The organism is Promicromonospora kroppenstedtii (assembly GCF_044389675.1).
Taxonomy (GTDB): Bacteria; Actinomycetota; Actinomycetes; order Actinomycetales; family Cellulomonadaceae; genus Promicromonospora; species Promicromonospora kroppenstedtii.
The window spans coordinates 361,966-378,588 of the sequence record NZ_JBIRYI010000001.1 but is presented as its reverse complement, the minus strand read 5'-3'; the positions used below and the strand labels follow the sequence as shown (position 1 = coordinate 378,588).

General features: G+C 72.9%; 14 protein-coding genes and 1 riboswitch. Of the genes, 8 read left to right on the top strand and 6 right to left on the bottom strand.

Going from position 1 to position 16,623, the window contains the following annotated elements; genetic code table 11:
- Nucleotides 1–30 precede the first annotated feature (30 nt).
- Genes ACH47X_RS01690 through ACH47X_RS01680 form a run of 3 tightly spaced genes read right to left on the bottom strand, consistent with a single transcriptional unit; the run spans nucleotide 31 to nucleotide 4,130 of the window.
- Nucleotides 31–705, bottom strand: a complete 675-nt coding sequence (locus tag ACH47X_RS01690; RefSeq protein ID WP_397400803.1) for a response regulator — start codon at nucleotides 703–705, stop codon at nucleotides 31–33.
- Nucleotides 702–2,075, bottom strand: a complete 1,374-nt coding sequence (locus ACH47X_RS01685) for a histidine kinase (RefSeq protein ID WP_397400801.1) — start codon at nucleotides 2,073–2,075, stop codon at nucleotides 702–704. Before ACH47X_RS01685 ends, ACH47X_RS01690 begins: the two co-directional genes overlap by 4 nt.
- A gap of 3 nt (nucleotides 2,076–2,078) precedes the next feature.
- Nucleotides 2,079–4,130, bottom strand: coding sequence for a serine hydrolase (locus tag ACH47X_RS01680; RefSeq protein ID WP_397400798.1), 2,052 nt, complete (start codon nucleotides 4,128–4,130; stop codon nucleotides 2,079–2,081).
- Between the two features lie 197 nt (nucleotides 4,131–4,327).
- On the opposite strand from ACH47X_RS01680, the gene ACH47X_RS01675 reads away from it, so the two are divergent.
- The gene (locus ACH47X_RS01675) at nucleotides 4,328–4,882 is read left to right on the top strand and encodes a hypothetical protein (protein ID WP_397400796.1); all 555 of its coding nucleotides are present in this window, start codon (nucleotides 4,328–4,330) and stop codon (nucleotides 4,880–4,882) included.
- Nucleotides 4,883–4,894: 12 nt separating this feature from the next.
- Here the strand turns inward: ACH47X_RS01675 and ACH47X_RS01670 are convergent, their stop codons facing one another.
- On the bottom strand, nucleotides 4,895–5,653 hold the full coding sequence (locus ACH47X_RS01670; RefSeq protein ID WP_397400794.1) for an SDR family NAD(P)-dependent oxidoreductase: 759 nt from the start codon (nucleotides 5,651–5,653) through the stop codon (nucleotides 4,895–4,897).
- Nucleotides 5,654–5,924: 271 nt separating this feature from the next.
- On the opposite strand from ACH47X_RS01670, the gene ACH47X_RS01665 reads away from it, so the two are divergent.
- The 6 genes from ACH47X_RS01665 (at nucleotide 5,925) to ACH47X_RS01640 (ending at nucleotide 12,314) form a co-directional block, all read left to right on the top strand.
- The gene (locus tag ACH47X_RS01665) at nucleotides 5,925–7,274 is read left to right on the top strand and encodes an FAD-binding oxidoreductase (RefSeq protein ID WP_397400792.1); all 1,350 of its coding nucleotides are present in this window, start codon (nucleotides 5,925–5,927) and stop codon (nucleotides 7,272–7,274) included.
- A 208-nt stretch (nucleotides 7,275–7,482) separates the two neighbouring features.
- Nucleotides 7,483–7,638: riboswitch (cyclic di-AMP (ydaO/yuaA leader) on the top strand.
- Entirely contained in the window at nucleotides 7,639–8,469 is an 831-nt protein-coding gene (locus ACH47X_RS01660; protein ID WP_397400790.1) for a C40 family peptidase, read from the top strand.
- Between the two features lie 133 nt (nucleotides 8,470–8,602).
- Nucleotides 8,603–10,027 carry a purine-cytosine permease family protein gene (locus tag ACH47X_RS01655; protein WP_397400788.1) on the top strand — a complete coding sequence of 475 codons (1,425 nt, stop codon included), beginning with the start codon at nucleotides 8,603–8,605 and terminating at the stop codon, nucleotides 10,025–10,027.
- The gene (locus tag ACH47X_RS01650) at nucleotides 10,024–10,632 is read left to right on the top strand and encodes a cysteine hydrolase family protein (RefSeq protein ID WP_397400786.1); all 609 of its coding nucleotides are present in this window, start codon (nucleotides 10,024–10,026) and stop codon (nucleotides 10,630–10,632) included. The genes ACH47X_RS01655 and ACH47X_RS01650 overlap by 4 nt, the downstream gene beginning before the upstream one ends.
- A gap of 73 nt (nucleotides 10,633–10,705) precedes the next feature.
- The gene (locus ACH47X_RS01645; protein WP_397400784.1) at nucleotides 10,706–11,599 is read left to right on the top strand and encodes an SMP-30/gluconolactonase/LRE family protein; all 894 of its coding nucleotides are present in this window, start codon (nucleotides 10,706–10,708) and stop codon (nucleotides 11,597–11,599) included.
- 160 nt (nucleotides 11,600–11,759) lie between these two features.
- Nucleotides 11,760–12,314 (top strand): hypothetical protein, encoded by a 555-nt coding sequence (locus tag ACH47X_RS01640; RefSeq protein WP_397400782.1) that lies wholly within the window; start codon nucleotides 11,760–11,762, stop codon nucleotides 12,312–12,314.
- Between the two features lie 19 nt (nucleotides 12,315–12,333).
- On the opposite strand, the gene ACH47X_RS01635 is transcribed toward ACH47X_RS01640, so the two are convergent.
- Both ACH47X_RS01635 and ACH47X_RS01630 read right to left on the bottom strand, forming a co-directional pair.
- Nucleotides 12,334–12,828, bottom strand: a complete 495-nt coding sequence (locus ACH47X_RS01635; protein WP_397400780.1) for a YbaK/EbsC family protein — start codon at nucleotides 12,826–12,828, stop codon at nucleotides 12,334–12,336.
- Between the two features lie 167 nt (nucleotides 12,829–12,995).
- Nucleotides 12,996–14,177: an alpha/beta hydrolase family protein gene (locus ACH47X_RS01630; protein WP_397400778.1), complete on the bottom strand. Its 1,182-nt coding sequence runs from the start codon at nucleotides 14,175–14,177 to the stop codon at nucleotides 12,996–12,998.
- Nucleotides 14,178–14,563: 386 nt separating this feature from the next.
- Here ACH47X_RS01630 and ACH47X_RS01625 point away from each other — a divergent pair, with 386 nt between their 5' ends.
- On the top strand, nucleotides 14,564–16,180 hold the full coding sequence (locus ACH47X_RS01625; protein ID WP_397400776.1) for a zf-HC2 domain-containing protein: 1,617 nt from the start codon (nucleotides 14,564–14,566) through the stop codon (nucleotides 16,178–16,180).
- Nucleotides 16,181–16,623 lie beyond the last annotated feature (443 nt).

Genomic DNA, 16,623 nt, shown 5'->3' with positions numbered 1-16,623 from the left:
TGCCGACCACCCGGATCCCCCGGCCCACTATCAGCCCGGGACCAGGCCGTTCTGGTAGGCCCAGACCACCGTCTGGAGCCGGTCGCGCGTGCCGACCTTGGCCATGGCGCGGCCGAGGTGCGACTTCACCGTGCTCGTCTCGACGACCAGCTCCTGCGCGATCTCGGCGTTGGACAGCCCGCGGGCGAGCTGCCGCACGATCTCGGCCTCGCGGGCCGTGAGCTGGGCCGCGGCGGCGGCCTCGTCGGCGGCCGACCGGGGCGGCGCCGTGCGCCGCGCGAACTCGGTGATGACCCGGTGGGTCACCGCCTGGTCGATGAGGCCGTGCCCGTCGGCGAGGCGGCGGACGGCGTCGATCAGGTCCTCGGGCTCGCAGTCCTTGAGGATGAAGCCGCTCGCGCCCGCCTCCAGCGCGCCGAACACGTACTCGTCCAGGTCGAACGTGGTCACCACGAGCACGGCCGGCGGCGTCGGCTCTCCCTCGGCCGGACGGCGCACGATCTCCCGTGTCGCGGCGAGCCCGTCGCCGCCGGGCATGCGCACGTCCATGCAGACGACGTCGGGGTGGTGCCGCCGCGCGAGCTCGACCGCCGTCGGGCCGTCGCCTGCCTCGGCGACCACCTCGATGTCCTCGGCCTGCTCCAGCAGGAACCGGAAGCCGGCCCGGACCACCGCCTGGTCGTCCACCAGCATGACCCTGATCATTCCTGTCCCCTGTCTCCGGGCGCCGCGGCCGAGGCCGCCGGCGCCGTGGTCGTGACCTCATGGTGCAGCGGGAGCGCCAGGCGCACCCGCCAGCCGCCCGACGGCGTGGCGCCGGTACTGAGCGTGGCGCCCACCAGGTGCGCGCGCTCCCCCATGCCGATCAGCCCCATGCCCCGCCGCTCCGAGCCGCGCGCGGTCCCGCGCCCCGCCGCCTGCTCGTTGGTGACCTCCAGCGCCACCTCCCGCTCCTCGAAGCGCACGGCGATGCCGACCGGGGCGCCAGGCGCGTGCTGGCGCGCGTTGGACAGCGCCTCCTGGGCCACGCGGTAGAACGCCGCGTCGGCGATGGGGGCCAGCGGCCGCGGCCGGCCCGTCCGGACCAGGTCGACGGTGTCGCCCAGGGCGCGCGCCGTCCGGACCAGGTCGTCGAGGGCGCCGAGCCCGGGCGGCGGCGCGTCGTGGGCGTCCTCGCCCGGCCCGCCGGAGCCCGGGCGCTCCCGGAGCACGCCGACGATGAGCCGCAGGCTGTCGAGCGTCTCCTTGCCCTGCGCGCGGATCCAGGCGGTGCCCTTCTTCGCGGCCTCCGGGTCGCTGTCGATCTGCCGCTCGACGGCCGCCGCCTGCACGACCAGCCCCGAGAGGTGGTGCGCGGCGACGTCGTGCAGCTCGCGGGCCATGCGTGACCGCTCGGCGAAGATCGCCGCCTGGGTGGTGGCCTCCTGCGTGCGCACCACCTCGGCGGCCCGCAGCCGGACCAGCTCGGTGTAGTTGCGGCGGGTGGCCACCGTGGTGCCGACCAGGGCGCTGACCATGTAGGTGAGCAGACCCGAGACCAGGTGGTTGAGCACCGGCATCAGCAGGTCGTTCCCGGTGACCAGGGCGGTGGCCGCGGCGGCGAGCGCCGCGACCGGGGCGGCCGCGGCCGTCACCGCGAGCGCCCGCCGGACCGGCAGCAGGGTGCCGACCGTGTAGCCCGCGATCATCTGCGGGACGCCGCCGACGGACAGGTCCTCGGGCGAGACGGCGGTGATGACCACCTGGCAGGCCACCACGAGGGCGAGGCACAGGACGGGTCGGACCCGGCGCAGGACGAGCGGTACAGCCTGGGCGCACGCGGCGGCGATCAGCACCACCCCCTGCACCGGTCCGACCGTGAGGCCCTCCACGCCCAGCACGAACTCGAACAGCCCGAGCAGCAGGGTGCCCGTCACGACCAGGATCACCGCCGCCAGGAGGGCGTCGCGGGCGACCGGACCGGTCAGCCCGAGCCGGTTCAGCAGCGCGTCGAGCCGGCGGGGACGAGCCGGGGCGATCATGTCGTCGAGCGTCGTGGGGCCGTCCGTGGCGGGCACCCTGCCTGTCGTGGGCATGGCTCAGTACGATACCGACGGCGCGAGCAGGCGGAGGTCGACGGCGTACCAGGCCGCCGCGGCCAGCGCGAGCACCACGAGCACGGTGCCGAGCACGCGGCGCCAGCCGTGCCGGTGCCGGACGGCGCCCACAACCTGGAGCACGGCGGGGATGATGCCGAGCGCACCGAGTGCCTGGACCACCTGGAGCTGGCGCAGGGACGCCTCGGGGACTTCCTGCAGGCTCATGACGGTCTGCACGGTGATCGCCCACCCGACGAGGGCGAGCACGGTGGCGATCGCCGCGATCTTGGTCAGGATGCGGGTGACGCGCCCGGTGCCCTGCGGCAGGGACTCGTGGCGGACGCGTCGCCGGATCGCGCCGACCGGCCAGGCGACGGCGGCCACGAGCAGGATCAGCGCGGAGACGCCGAGCACGGGGAGCACCACGCCCGGGGCGCGCTCCGGCGCGCCGGGCAGCAGGGTGAAGGCCCCCTCGTAGACGATGGCCTCGACCTGGCCGTCGGCCACGCGCATGGCGAGGGTGCGCTGGCCGTCGACCTCGCGCCACACCCAGGGCTCGACCTCCTCGTACAGGGCGGGCGTGACGGCGCCCGGGCCGGGCGTGATGAGCAGCCGGCCGTCGGCCCGTGCGGTGAGCTGGGTCGGGCTGAGCACGTCGAGGGCTGCGAGGAAGTTGCTCCGCACGCCGCGCGAGGAGACGTAGGAGCCCTCGGCGAGGGCGGCGTGCTCGCGGGCGGTGTCCTGGTCGACGGTCGTTCCGGGGGCGGGGGTGACCGCGGCGTCGTCGGCCGGGAAGTAGCGGTCGGTGAAACCCTGGAGCACGGCCTCCCGCAGGGGCACGGTGGCGTAGCCGCCGGTGCCCGAGCTGTTCAGCGAGATGAAGATGCCCGTGCGCTCCTCGGGGTAGAGCTGCAGGTGGGAGTGGAAGAACTGGGTGTCGCCGCCGTGGCCGATGATGCGGTGGCCGTTGCGGCTCTCGTCGAAGAACCCGAGCGTCATGCGGGGCGCCGCGGCGAGGTCGCCGAGCGTGCTCTCGTCGAGCGCGGGCGAGTGCATCTGGTCGAGCGTCGCGGGCTCCAGGAGCGGCCCAGCGCCCGGCTCACCGAGCTGGGCCAGCATGAAGCGCGCCATGTCGGGCGCGGACGCCGTGAGCGAGCCGGCCGGCGGGGTGCCGACGATCTCGAACTGCCCGGGGGCGACGTCGGACGAGGTGTAGCCCTGCGACATCCGGTCGGTCAGGTCGCCGGGCAGGGGCTGCACGAACGTGGACGACGTCATCCCGGCGGGCTCGAAGATGTTGCGCTCGACGTACTCCTCGAACGGGACGCCGCTCACCCGCTCCACGACGTACCCGGCCAGGGCGTTGCCGTAGTTGGAGTAGGCGGGGACGGTGCCGGGCTCGTAGACCTGCTCGGGCGGGTCCTGCGCCAGCGCGTCACGGAGCACGACCGGCTGGTCGCCGAACCCGATGAGTCCCCCGACCCGCTCCTCGAAGCCGGCGGTGTGGGTGAGCAGGGTGCGCAGCGTGATCGGTTCGTCGAACCGGCGCGGCACGTCGAAGTCGAGGTACTCCGCCACGTCGGTGTCGAGGTCGAGGTCGCCGCTCTCGACGAGCTGCAGCACCGCGGTCGCGGTGAACAGCTTGGAGACGGAGCCGGGGCGGAACAGGGTCGTCTCGGCGTCGACGGGCACCGCGTCGCCGCCCGTGGTGCCCGTGTCGGCGTGGCCGTAGCCGCGCGTCGTGAGGATCTCGCCGTCGTGCACCACCGTGACGACGCCGCCCGCGATGCCGGCGCTCTCCAGCGCGGCCGGCAGCAGGCCGTCGAGCCAGGCGTCGACGTCGGACGCCACCAGGTCGTGCTCGCCGGCCGGGGCGCTGACCGGCGGGGCGGGCGTCGGCGGTTCAGCGGCGGTGGCGGCTGTGGCGGCGGCGGGCGCGCCGGCGAGGACGAGCGCCGTCAGCACGCCGAGGGCCGCGAGGGCGCGGCGGGCGCGGCGCGGTGGGGCGCCGTCGGGCCGCTCGGTGGGTGTGTGGTCGTGGGTCGAGAACATCGTCGCGCTCCTCGCGCTCGGCAGGTGTTCGGGCTGGTCCGGGGGTGTTTTTCCGGACGTGACCAGCCTGTCCGGCCGCACGGTCGAGCACATCGCCCGCAGGCAGGCACTCCGTCTACGACCTTTGGCGGAGGCTGCTGGGGGCGCCTTGCGACTTCTGGGGCGAAACTCACCCCCACGTGGATAGGCTCTGCGCCGTGATCACCTCGGAGATGGTGTCGATCCTGTCGGTGGGGCTGCCCGCGCTCGGTGCCGTGGTGTCGGCGTTCGCGGCGTTCCTGGGCGTGGTGCCCGGCACGGACCGCAAGCTGCACCGGCTCGTGACCATCCACCGGGACATGCCGGCGGGCGAGGGCAGGGACGCCCTGGAGGACTCGATCAACGAGCTCGCGGTCCGCGCCGCCCGCCGCGCGGTCGGCGGCCGCACCACCGCCAAGCAGCGGCCGCGCCGCAGGCTGGACGCGGGCAAGGTGATCGGCGCGATCATGATCGTGGTGGTCGGCGGTGGCATCGCCTGGGTCTTCTGGTGGCTCGGGTCGCTGATCCCCCTGCCGTTCCTGCAGTGGGTGCTGTGGGTCATCGCGATCCTGGTGACCCTCTTCACCACGTTCGTCGTGACGCTCGACAACGTGTTCAAGGACGAGAACGGCGACAGGACGGACCGGTCCGCTAAGGGCACGACGAAGGACAAGGACGCGAAAGAGCCGGCACCGGAGGACGCTCCGGTACCGGCTCCCGCCGACGGGGTCTGAGCCCCGGGGCCATCAGTGCGCCGAGTAGCCGCCGTCGACCAGGTGGTAGCTGCCCGAGATGAAGGACGCCTCGTCGCTCAGCAGGAACAGCGTGAGCGCTGCGACCTCCTTGTCCGTGCCGAGCCGCTTGGTGGCGTGCTCGTTCTCCAGCGCGGCCAGCGCTTCCGGGCTGAGCGAGGCCCGCACGAGCGGGGTGTCGATGAAGCCGGGGCCCACGGCGTTGGTGCGCACACCCTGCTCGGTGTACTCCAGTGCGGCCACCTTCGTCAGGCCCACCAGCGCGTGCTTGCTCGCCACGTACGCGGCGTTCTCCGCGATGCCGACCGAGCCGAGCACGGAAGCCATGTTGACGATCGCGCCGCCGCCGGCCTCGACCATGGCGGGCAGCTGGAAGCGCAGGCCGTAGAAGACGCCGTCGAGGTCGACCGCGCGCACGCGGTCCCAGGCGGCGACGTCGTACTCGCCGATCTTGGCGGGCGGCGCGCCGATGCCCGCGTTGTTCACGGCGAGGTGGAGCGCGCCGTACCGGCCGACGGCGAAGTCCACCGCGGCCTTCGAGTCCTCGGCCTTCGCCGTGTTCTGCGCGAACGCCGCCGCCGTGCCGCCGGCCGCGACGATCTGGTCCACCACGGACTGCGCGGACTCCAGCTTGATGTCGGTCACGACCACGGAGGCCCCCTCGGCGGCGAGCTCGCGGGAGATCTCCGCGCCGATGCCGCTGCCGCCTCCCGTGACGATCGCTACCTTGCCCTGGAACCGGTCCCTCGTCATCGTGCTCTCCTCGCTCTGGTCCGGACGGCACCTGCCGTCTCCTTCAGTCCTATCCCATGGTTGCCCCGGGCGACTACATGCATCGTCATGATGTGAGGAGACAGACAGCCCCGCTCAGCACACCACGGCGCGCGCCGGCGTGCCCGGGGGTGGCCGCCGTCCGCCGTCCGCCCCGGAACGGCGTGAGCCAGGCCACACGGCCCCCCGGTCACAACTTCCGCCCCCGTCGAGTCAATCCTTCGTTCGGCACCCCCGCCTGGAAGGAAACGTCATGACCTCAGCACTCGACACCCTCCGCCGTGACTTCGGCGGCGACATCATCGAGCCGGGCGCGGCCGACTACGAGTCGGTGGCCCGCTCGCGGCTCGTGGTCGGCAGTCCGGCCTACGTCCTGCGCCCCAAGTCCGTGGCCGACGTGCAGGCGGCCGTCCGCTTCGCGGCCGGCTCCGGGCTCGCGCTCTCGGTCCGCGGCGGCGGCCACAGCTTCCCCGGCTTCAGCACCAACGACGGCGGCATCGTCGTCGACCTGAGTCCGCTCGCGACCGTGGAGGTCGTCGACACCGAGCGGCACCTCGTGCGGATCGGTGGCGGCGCCCACTGGGGCGACGTCGCGGAGGCTCTGGCGCCGCACGGCCTGGCGATCTCGTCGGGCGACACCAAGAGCGTCGGCGTCGGCGGGCTCACGCTGAGCGGCGGTATCGGCTGGAAGGTCCGCAAGCACGGCCTGGCCCTCGACAACCTGGTGGCCGCCCAGGTGGTGACCGCGGACGGCGCGGTCGTGACCGCGAGCGCCGACGAACACCCGGACCTGTTCTGGGCGATCCGGGGCGGCGGTGGCAACTTCGGCGTCGTGACGTCGTTCGAGTTCGCGGCGCACCGGACCACGCGTGTCTTCTTCGGCAAGGTGTCGTTCCCCGCGAGGGAGGCCGCCACGGTGCTCCAGGGCTGGGCGGACTACCTGCGCACGGCCCCGGAGGAGGTCACGTCCATCGCCAACCTCGCCAACCCGCAGGCGGGCGGGCCGGAGGCCCCGGTGGAGGTGCACGTGGCGTTCGACGGCGACGACCCCGACGCCGCCGCGGCGGCGCTCGACCCGATCCGCCGGCTGGGGACGGTCGTCGCGGACGACGTCGCGCTGATGGACTACGCGGACGTCCTGGTGGAGGGCGGCACGCCGCCGCCCGGCATCCACGTGATCGCGCACGACGGCCTCGTGGACCACGAGTCGGTCCGGGAGACCCTGCGGATCCTGGCCGAGGTCGGCACGTCGGCAGGGGCGCCGTCGATCTCGATCCGGAGCCTCGGGGGCGCCACGGCCCGGGTGCCCAGCGACGCCACCGCCTACGCCCACCGGGAGGCGGAGCTCATGGTCACGACGTTCACCGGAGGCCCGGCGCCGGTGATCGAGGCCGCCCGGCCGGTGCTCGACGGACTGTGGGGCCGGCTCGCTCCGCACCTCAGCGGTGCGTACGCGAACTTCCTCACGACGGCCGATGAGACCGACGTCACAGCCGTCTACCCGAAGTCGACCTACGAGCGGCTCGCGCGGGTCAAGGAGCAGTACGACCCGAGCAATCTCTTCGCCCGCAACCACAATGTGCGACCTGGACGGATGTCCTAGTCGGGACCTTCGGCCCGGTGGGCGCCGCCCGGACTCCGGGCGGCGCCCACCGTTTAGCGCAGGTCGGACATTACGGTCAATAGATCCATCGCCTGTCCGAGTCGTCCGTAACGCGATCGTGACTTTCGGGCCGAGGTTCGTTACCGTCGGTCCGGCTCGCGGGGAATTCCGTGGGCACTCGAGGTGGACGCCGAGCCCTGTCACCACCGCGAGATCTGCTCTGAACAGATGACAGGGACGGGGGAACCAAGTACGTGGGCACCGCGAGGTGCCCTTGGGGTGAAGCCGCAACCAGCACGACGCGGCCGGGTCATTCTCCGATCCGAATCCGACAGCTCACCTCGTAGGCGCCGGGAGAAATGCTGTGAGTACACGCACGCCCGGGCGCCATCGTGCTGCCCACCCGCCCATCACCCCGCTGACCCCGTTCTCGCGTGCCGCAGCGCGCGGAATCTCCGCGACCGCCCGCCGTGGCGCGGTCGTCGCAGCCGGATCGGGACTCCTCGTCTCGCTGCTCGCCGCCCCGGCCCACGCCGCACCGGCGGACGAGCCCCAGGCCACCACCGCCGAGCTCAAGGCCGTCAAGGACGCGGTGCGCGACGCCGCCCAGGAGTCGACCACCGCGGACGTGGCCACCGCCGCGCTGACAACAGCCAAGGTGGACACCGCCCCGGCCGTCAAGGTCGCCTCCGACAGCGAGTTCACGCTGGAGACCGGCACCATCAAGGTGACGCCGGCCCCCGAGCCGGAGCCCGAGCCCGAGCCGGAGCCCGTCGTCGAGGCGGAGCCCGCCAAGGCCGAGACGACGGCGGCCCCCGCCGCCGAGAAGACCGAGAAGAAGGCCGCAGCGCCGGCCGCCTCCTCCGGGTCCAAGATCGTCGACATCGCCAGGCAGTACATCGGCGTCCCCTACGTCTGGGCCGGTTCGACGCCCGCCGGGTTCGACTGCTCGGGCTTCACGTCCTACGTCTACGCCCAGATCGGCATCACCCTGCCGCACTCCTCGGCCGAGCAGCGCTACGCCGGCACCGAGGTCTCGGCCGCCGACGCACAGCCGGGCGACATCATCTGGTCTCCGGGCCACGTCGCGATCTACGCCGGCAACGGCATGCAGATCGAGGCCCCGGTTCCCGGCCAGACCGTCCGGGAGTCCAAGATCTGGCAGGACAGCCCGGTCTACCTCCGGATCAGCTGACGCCGCAGGTCGGCCCCGCCCGACCCCGGCTCCTCACGTGAAGGGCCCGCACCGTCTCGGTGCGGGCCCTTCGCGTGTCCCCCCACGGCCCCACCCTCGCCCTCACGGGGCACCGGGTGGCAGGATCGCCACCATGAGCTCACCCACGAGCGTCGAGACCAATGCACTGAACACCATCGACGAGGCCGAGCGGCGCGGGTCGCCACGCAACCTGTTCTGGCCCTGGTTCGGCGCCAACGTCTCCGTGCTGGGACTCGGGTACGGCTCCTACCTGCTCGGGTTCGCCGTGTCGTTCTGGCAGGCCGTGGTCGTGGGCGTCGTCGGCATCGTGGTGTCCTTCCTCTTCTGCGGGTTCATCTCGCTGGCGGGCAAGCGCGGCTCGGCGCCCACCATGGTGCTGTCCCGGGCCGCGTTCGGCGTGCGGGGCAACAAGCTGCCCTCGCTGCTGTCGTGGATCCTCACGGTCGGCTGGGAGACGGTGCTCGTCGCCCTGGCCACCCTGGCGACGTCCACGGTGCTCGGCACGCTCGGCTGGGGCGGCGGCACGGTCACCAAGGTCGTGGCCCTGATCGTCGTGGCCGGGATCGTGGTGGTCGCCGGCGTCTTCGGGTTCGACCTCGTGATGCGGCTCCAGGTGGTCATCACGGTGCTGACCGCCGTGCTCACCGTCGTCTACATCATCCTGGTGGCCGACCACATCGACTGGGCGGCTGTCGCCGCGATCCCCGCGGGCGGCAGCCCGCAGGTGATCGGCGGCCTCGTGTTCATGATGACCGGCTTCGGGCTCGGCTGGGTCAACATGGCCGCCGACTACTCGCGCTACCTGCCGCGCTCCGCCTCCGGCCCCGGCATCGTCGGCTGGACCACGCTCGGCGCCTCGCTGGCCCCCGTCGTCCTGCTCGTGTTCGGCCTGCTGCTGGCCGGCTCCGACCCCGTGCTGAACGAGGCGATCGGCGCCGACCCGATCGGCGCCCTGTCCACGCTGCTGCCCACCTGGTTCCTCATCCCGTTCGCGGTGGTGGCGCTGGCCGGGCTGATCGGCGGAGCCGCCCTCGACATCTACTCCTCCGGCCTCGCCCTGCTGTCCCTCGGCCTGCCCGCCCCGCGCTGGGTCGCGGCCGCGATCGACGGCGCGCTCATGGTCGTGGGCGCGATCTACGTGGTGTTCGTCGCCGACTCGTTCATCGGTCCCTTCCAGGGCTTTCTCATCACTCTCGGCGTCCCCGTCGCCGCCTGGTGCGGCGTGCTGCTCGCCGACATCCTGCTGCGCCGCCGCGACTACGCCGACGCCGACCTCTACGAGCCCGCCGGCCGGTACGGGTCCGTGAACTGGCCCGCCGTGCTGCTCGTCGTGGTCGGCACCGCCATCGGCTGGGGGCTGGTGACCAACACCTACGCACCCTGGCTGGCCTGGCAGGGCTACCTGCTGGGGCCCTTCGGCGGGGTGGAGGGGAACTGGGCGTTCGCCAACCTCGGCGTGCTGGTCGCCCTGGCTCTCGGCTTCGTCGGGACGCTCCTGCTGAGCGCCCGCGCGGTGCGGCGGCAGGAGGAGCGGTGAACGGGGGCTCTGGTGCTCCCGGGGCGCCGGTCGGGGCGGGCGGCGTCGGGCCGGATGCCGCCCTGGTCGCGATCGACATGCAGGACGTGTTCGCCGTCCCGCCCAGCCCCTGGGCCTCCCCCGACTACCCGCGCGCCCTGGCCGGGACCCGGCGCCTGCTGCCCGCGTTCGCGGGCCGCACCGTCCTGACCCGCTACGTCGCCCCCGCCGTGCCCGACGGCGCCTGGCGCGCCTACTTCGACCAGTGGCCCTTTGCGCTCGTGCCGCAGGACGACCCGCTGTACGAGATCACCGACCTGGCCGACGTCGTCGCCGGCGGCGCGCCCGTCGTCACCCGCACCACGTTCGGCAAGTGGGGCCCCGAGCTCGCAGCCGCCACGCGCGACGCCGGCACGCTGGTGCTGGCGGGCGTGGCCACCGACTGCTGCGTCATCTCGACGGCGCTCGCCGCCGCCGACGCCGGCCGCCGCGTGCTCGTCGTCGCCGACGCCTGCGCGGGCTCGACGCCGGAGAACCACGAGCGCGCCCTGGAGATCATGCGGCTGTACGCGCCGCTGATCGAGGTGACGACGGCCGACGAGGTGCTGTCGGCCACCACGAACTGACCATGCACCTGCTGCCAGGACCACGGCCGCCCTGGCAGCAACCGCATGGTCGTCCACCACGAAGGAGACAGCTGTGACCCTGAGCAAGATCCGTGCCCGGTGGGAGCGCCACGACGAGCGGTTCGCCCCGGTCCGCGGCGACACGTTCGCCGACGTCCTCTACGACGAGGGCAGCTGGCTCGAGGGCCCGGCGTACTCGCCGGCGTGGCGCACCCTGCTGTTCAGCGACATCCCGAACGACCGGGTGCTCGCGTGGGACGAGGCCACGGGCGGCGTCGGCGTCTGGCGGAGCCCGGGCGGCTACGCCAACGGCCGCACCGTCGACCGCGCGGGCCGCATGCTGCAGTGCGAGCACGGCAGCCGGTCGGTCACCCGCACCGAGCCGGACGGCTCCGTCACCACGCTGGCCGACCGCTGGGAGGGCAAGCGCCTGAACAGCCCGAACGACCTCGTCGAGCACAGCGGCGGGAGCGTGTGGTTCACCGACCCGACCTACGGGATCCAGAGCGACTACGAGGGGTTCGCCGCCGTCCCCGAGATCGGCGGCACCCACGTCTACCGCCGCGACCTCGACGGCTCGGTCACGCGGGTCACCGACGACTTCGCCGGTCCCAACGGCCTCGCCTTCTCCGCCGACGAGCGCACCCTCTACGTCGCCGACAGCGAGCGCAAGCACCTGCGCCGCTTCGACGTCGGCCCGGACCTGGCGTTGTCTGGTGGCGAGGTGCTCGCCACGTGCGACGCCGGCACCTTCGACGGCGTCCGGGTCGACGACGGCGGGCGCATCTGGGCCGCCGCGCACGACGGCCTGCACTGCCTCGACCCGGACGGCACCCTGCTGGGCAAGCTGCTGCTGCCCGAGGTCTGCTCCAACCTGACGTTCGGCGGGGCCAAGGGCAACGTGCTGTTCGTGACGGCGACCAACCTGCTGCTCTCGATCCGGGTCACGGTGCGGGGCGTGCGCTGAGGCGCTGCTGGCCCTGCTGCGCTGACCTGGGTCCAGCAGGCTCAGAGCGACCGTAACCTCTGCCCTGGCGGTCGCCTGGAGCCTGCTGAACCTCCGCCAGCCGCTCGGGCACAAAACGGGCGCCGACTTCAGTACCGTTGCGCCGGGAGGTGGTCCGGAGATGCTGAACGCCGAGTTCGCACGTGACCTCGTGTTCACCGCAGTGCTGTTCGGCCTGGTCACCTTCATGTGGGCGGGCTGGGCACAGGAGCGGCCGCCGGCCGGCGTCGTCTGGCGGGTAGTTCTCGGGGTGCTCAGCGCAGGCGGTCTGGCGCTGCTCGGCCTCGGACTCCCGCCCCTGATCCGCAGCTGGGACGGCCCGACGGCGCTGGTCTCCGGGAGCACCGCGCTGATCGTCTACATCGTGGTGTTCTGGCTCGAGGTCGCGGTGATCGCCGGGCTCGCGATCTTCTACGCGCGCACCGGGCGGCAGCATCTCCTCGCGCCGACCGTGCTCATCGTGGTGGGCACTCACTTCGCGCCGCTGTCGTTCGTGTTCGAGCAGCCGATCATGCTGCTCGCGGCCGTGCTGATCACCGCGGCGGGCGTCCTGAGCCTGTTCCTGCCGCGGCAGGCCGCCGCGCCGAGCTTCTGGTGCGGCATCCTGGCCGCCCCGGTTTTCCTGGTGCTGGGCACGGTGTCGCTGGTCGCGGGGCAGGGGGCGCTCGCCGGGTGACGGGCGCCGTCCGAGCCGCTCAGCCCTCCGGGGTGACCGCCGTCGGGGTGCCGCCCGTGATGCGGACCAGCTCGGCGAACGTCGTCGGGAAGACGGTCTTGGCGTGGCCCGCCGCCGCCCACACCTTGTCGTGCGCGGCGAGGGCCGTGTCCACGTAGGTCGGCACCGGCGCCGGGTGTCCCACCGGCGCGACACCGCCGATGACCTGGCCTGTCGCCTCCCTGACCTGCTCCTTCGACGCCCGGGTGATCGTCGCGCCGACTTGCTCCCCCAGCCAGGCCGTGTCCACGCGGTGCGCGCCCGAGGTGAGCACCAGCGTCGGCGTCCCGTCGAACAGGAACACGAGCGAGTTGGCGATCTGCCCCACGCCGATCCCGAGGGACTCCGCGGCCAGCGCGGCGGTCGTGGCGGCGTCGTCCAGCCAGCGGACCTGGCCGGTCGCGCCGGCCTCGGCGAGCGCGGCGGTGACCTTCTCGACGGCGGGGTGGATCGGGGACGGAACCTGGTTCGACATGCGAAGGATCCTAGGCACCCGGCCGACGCTCGCCCACTCATTTGGCCTGGCGGCGGAAGTGCGCTTCTACCCAGTCATTAGGCCCGAAACCGGGTGGATTTCGGGCCCTAATGACTGGGTAGAAGCGCACATCGGTACAACGCCGACGACGACGCCGGCGCCGGCGGTCAGCCCTCGAACTCCACCTCGGGGTAGGCCGCCGACGGACCGTCCAGGAGCGGGGCGTACCGGCCGCGCAGGTGGCGGTCCAGGAACGCGCCGACGTACGCGGTCGTGATCTCGACGCCCCGCTCCCCGCCGACCGTGCCAGGCCCGCCGGGCAGCGGCACCCCGAGCTGGTCGAGGAACATCAACTGATCGGTGAACGACCCGTGGTTCGCCGTCGGGACCTGGAGCCACTGGCCCGCGTCCAGCCGCGCGAAGTTGTCCGGCCAGTCCGTCCCGTCGCTCGCGCCCGGCTCGTGGGAGGCGCTGCCGAACATGAGGAACGGCCGGTCCAGACCTGCCTCGGGGAAGTCCACCTGGAACGTCCCGTCCATGTTCACCCCGGCGTCCACCCGTGGGTCCTCCGTGACCGCGAGGGCGGCGGCCGCCCCACCGATCGAGTGTCCGACGACGGCGACGTGCCGCGCGTCGATCACCGGCGCGTGCCGCCAGAGCGGACCACTGGTGAGCTCGTCCAGCACGAAGCTGATGTCCGCCGAGCGCCCTCGTACCACCTGGGCCCCGAGCTCCGCGGTCTTCTCGCGCTCGCAGAGCAGGCACCCGGCGACCCGGCCGTCCGGGAACTCGACCACTCGCGCCTCGTACGTGTGGTCGACGCCGGCCACGACGTACCCGCGGGAGGCGAGGTCCTCGGCGAGCGCGGTGAGTGACTCGCGGCTGAGCCCCGCACCCGGCGAGAGCACGACGAGCGGTCGCCGCCCGGGCAGCGCGGGGGCCCGGTCACGGGCGTGCGTCTCGACCGTCGTCAGGACTCCCGGTGACACCGGCAGGCCCGCGCTCTCGATGATCGCCGCGGACACCGCCTCCGTCGTGTACGGCGCGATGTCACCACGCGGTACCGCCGGGTACCAGAGCGACACCATCAGCTCGCGGCGCGCCTGCGGCACCCACGGGTCCGCACGGCCCTCGTCGACCAGGTGGACCGGCGTCACCCCGACGGGGAACCGGCCGGTCGGCTCGGGCAGGGCGAGTGCAGGTTCGGTCGGGTCGGACGGCGCATGGGCCGACGACGTGGCCGACGCCGCCCCCGTGAGCGCGATCGCGCTGGGGGCCACCAGCGCGGTGCACGCCACGAGGGCCGTGGCGGCAAAAGCGGATCTGACCAGGCGTTTAGGTGTCTGCATGCCCAGATTCTTTGCACGCCGTGCGGATCAGGTCGAGTGTTCCGCGCGGCTTCCAGGGACAAGCCCGGGAAGCCCCTGAATGGCCCACGCCGAAAAGCCGGGGTTGTCCTCTACGGGATGAAAAACGGCGGAATCGCGGGCGCATGCACTCCTTCGCGTGCGATGCATTTCATCCTCCGCGATGCCCGATACCGAGGGCCCGTTACGTATGCTGGGCCCAACAAGATCGGGGCGGAATCGCCTTTCGCATGCCATTTCCGACAACAGTCGCGTGTCGTCCGAACGGCACATCCAACCCGCATCTCGCTGAGCGCAGTAGTCCCCCGGCTGCGCTTCCCAGGCATCGTCACGGGTGGAAAAACGCTGCGCTGAGGGGGTGGGTCGACGTGAGCGGTGAGGACGTCCAGGTCGACGACTGGGTGGTGCACCGCCCCAACGTCGTACGCTCCGTCGCGGCACGCGTACCCGGCATCGACGCCGAGGAAGCCACCAGCCGCGCCCTGGAGAAGATGGTCCGCATCGTCTCCACCGGCGGCACCATCGACGACCCCGCCCCCTACTGGCGACGCGCCGCGGTCAACGAAGCCATCTCCATGACCCGCGAAGCCGGCCGCACCCACCCCGTCGAGGACGACACCCTCGACGGCCTGACCCCACCCATGGCCGGAGCAGAGCTCGACGCCGAACGACAAGCCGACGTCTCCATGCTCCGCACCGCCCTGTCCGACCTCGCCGACGACGACCGCAAGATCCTCCTGGACCGGCACGTGCACGACATGGCCGTGACCGACATCGCCACCGGCCTCGGCGTGCGCCCCCACGCCGTGACCATGCGACTACGCCGCGCCGAAGAACGCCTCGCCGGAGCGTTCGCCGCCGCCCACGCCCAGAACGTCAACGAACCCGAGTGCCGCACCACCCGCGCCGCCATGCACGACTACCTCAAAGGACGCCTCCTGCCCCGCCGGCAGCGACGCCTGGAGGTCCACATGGACGGCTGCGGCGAATGCACCCGCGCGTTCATCGACGTGCGCGAGGTCTCCTGGATGCTCCGCGACCTCGGACAACACCTCATCGCCGGCGGACTGCTCACCAGCGCCGCCGGCGCCGCGAGCGCGGGCGCCGCAAGTGCGGGCGCTGCGGGTGCGGGCGCGGGCGCGGGCGGGTCGGTCGGCACCACCAGGCCGCGGTCGTTCGGCACCAAGCACGCCGCCGTGGCCGCTGGTGTGCTGGCCGCGCTCGTGATCGGCGCCGGCGCGGCTGCCCTGATCGCCGGCCTGCCCGCCAGTATGTCCATCCAGGCCATCGGGGAACCGCCGCCCACGGGAGCCTCGGACGCTCCCGCGACGAACCCACCCCGCGATCCGGCGCCCCCGCAGGCCTCGGCCGAGCCCGCCGGCCCCCCGAGCACGCCACGGCCGGCCGAAGAGAAGTCGCACCCGCCCCCGGCGGCCGAGCTCGTCACGGCACCGGTGGCGGCCGTCGAGCCGGCGGCCGTCGCGAAGCCGCACGAGCGCCCGAAGCCCGAGTCCCCCGCCGAGCCCCCGAGGACGACGCCCGCTCCGGAGAAGCCCAAGCCGGCCGAGCCTGAGCCGGCAGAGCCTGGAGCGCCGCCCGCCAAGCCGAACCCTGGAAAGCCTGAGACCCCGCCGACGCCCGACTCGCCAGGCAAGGGCCAGATGGGTGGCCCGCCCGGGAACCCCGGCAACGAACACGGCAAGGGTCCGGGCAAGGACAACAACCAGGGCCCAGGCCACGGCCACGGCAATGGCCACGGCCACGGCAATGGCCACGGCAATGGGAACGGCAAGGGCCCGGGCCACGGCGCCGGAAACAGCAAGGGCCCCGGCTCGGGATCCGACAAGGGCAAGGGCCACGGGAACGGTAAGGGCCAAAGCTCCGGCAAGGGTCACGGTCCCGGCGCGGACCACGACAGGGCCAAGGAACCGGGCCACGGCAAGGGACCGGGCCACGGCAAGGGCCCAGGGTCCCCTCGCCGCTGACCGAGACCGACGCCACCTGCCGAGCCCTAATGCTGGCCGCCGGTCGGCAGTTTGCACGACAGAGTCGGCAGTTTGCATCGAGATCGGCTCTGGCCTGAGCCGACTTCAGTGCCAACTGCCGAACCTGCGGCACACCCCGCCGCCCGCGCAGCACCACGCACTCGGCGCCTCCCTGACAGCACAGTCAGAAGTAGGCACAGCACGGTCCGAGTCGACCGCCCGGCAGGCGGCACCCAGGTCCGGCAGCTGGCCCCAGGTTCGGCAGCTGGCGCGCAGGTTCGGCAACTGGCCCCCAAGTCCGGCAGTTGGCCCCCAGCCTCGACAGTTGGTACTCAGGTTCGGCAGTTTGCACGACAGAGTCGGCAGTTGGCATCGAGATCGGCTCAGCCCTGAGCCGATCTCGATGCCAACTGCCGAACCAGCTGCGGCACCCGCGGCACCGC

What these genes read in the sequence shown, in the direction of transcription:
- ACH47X_RS01690 (WP_397400803.1), bottom strand. Translation starts at nt 705, where the DNA reads ATGATCAGGGTCATGCTGGTGGACGACCAGGCGGTGGTCCGGGCCGGC.
- ACH47X_RS01655 (WP_397400788.1), top strand. Translation starts at nt 8,603, where the DNA reads ATGAGCTCACCCACGAGCGTCGAGACCAATGCACTGAACACCATCGAC.
- ACH47X_RS01635 (WP_397400780.1), bottom strand. Translation starts at nt 12,828, where the DNA reads ATGTCGAACCAGGTTCCGTCCCCGATCCACCCCGCCGTCGAGAAGGTC.
- ACH47X_RS01685 (WP_397400801.1), bottom strand. Translation starts at nt 2,075, where the DNA reads ATGCCCACGACAGGCAGGGTGCCCGCCACGGACGGCCCCACGACGCTC.
- ACH47X_RS01670 (WP_397400794.1), bottom strand. Translation starts at nt 5,653, where the DNA reads ATGACGAGGGACCGGTTCCAGGGCAAGGTAGCGATCGTCACGGGAGGC.
- ACH47X_RS01630 (WP_397400778.1), bottom strand. Translation starts at nt 14,177, where the DNA reads ATGCAGACACCTAAACGCCTGGTCAGATCCGCTTTTGCCGCCACGGCC.
- ACH47X_RS01665 (WP_397400792.1), top strand. Translation starts at nt 5,925, where the DNA reads ATGACCTCAGCACTCGACACCCTCCGCCGTGACTTCGGCGGCGACATC.
- ACH47X_RS01680 (WP_397400798.1), bottom strand. Translation starts at nt 4,130, where the DNA reads ATGTTCTCGACCCACGACCACACACCCACCGAGCGGCCCGACGGCGCC.
- ACH47X_RS01640 (WP_397400782.1), top strand. Translation starts at nt 11,760, where the DNA reads ATGCTGAACGCCGAGTTCGCACGTGACCTCGTGTTCACCGCAGTGCTG.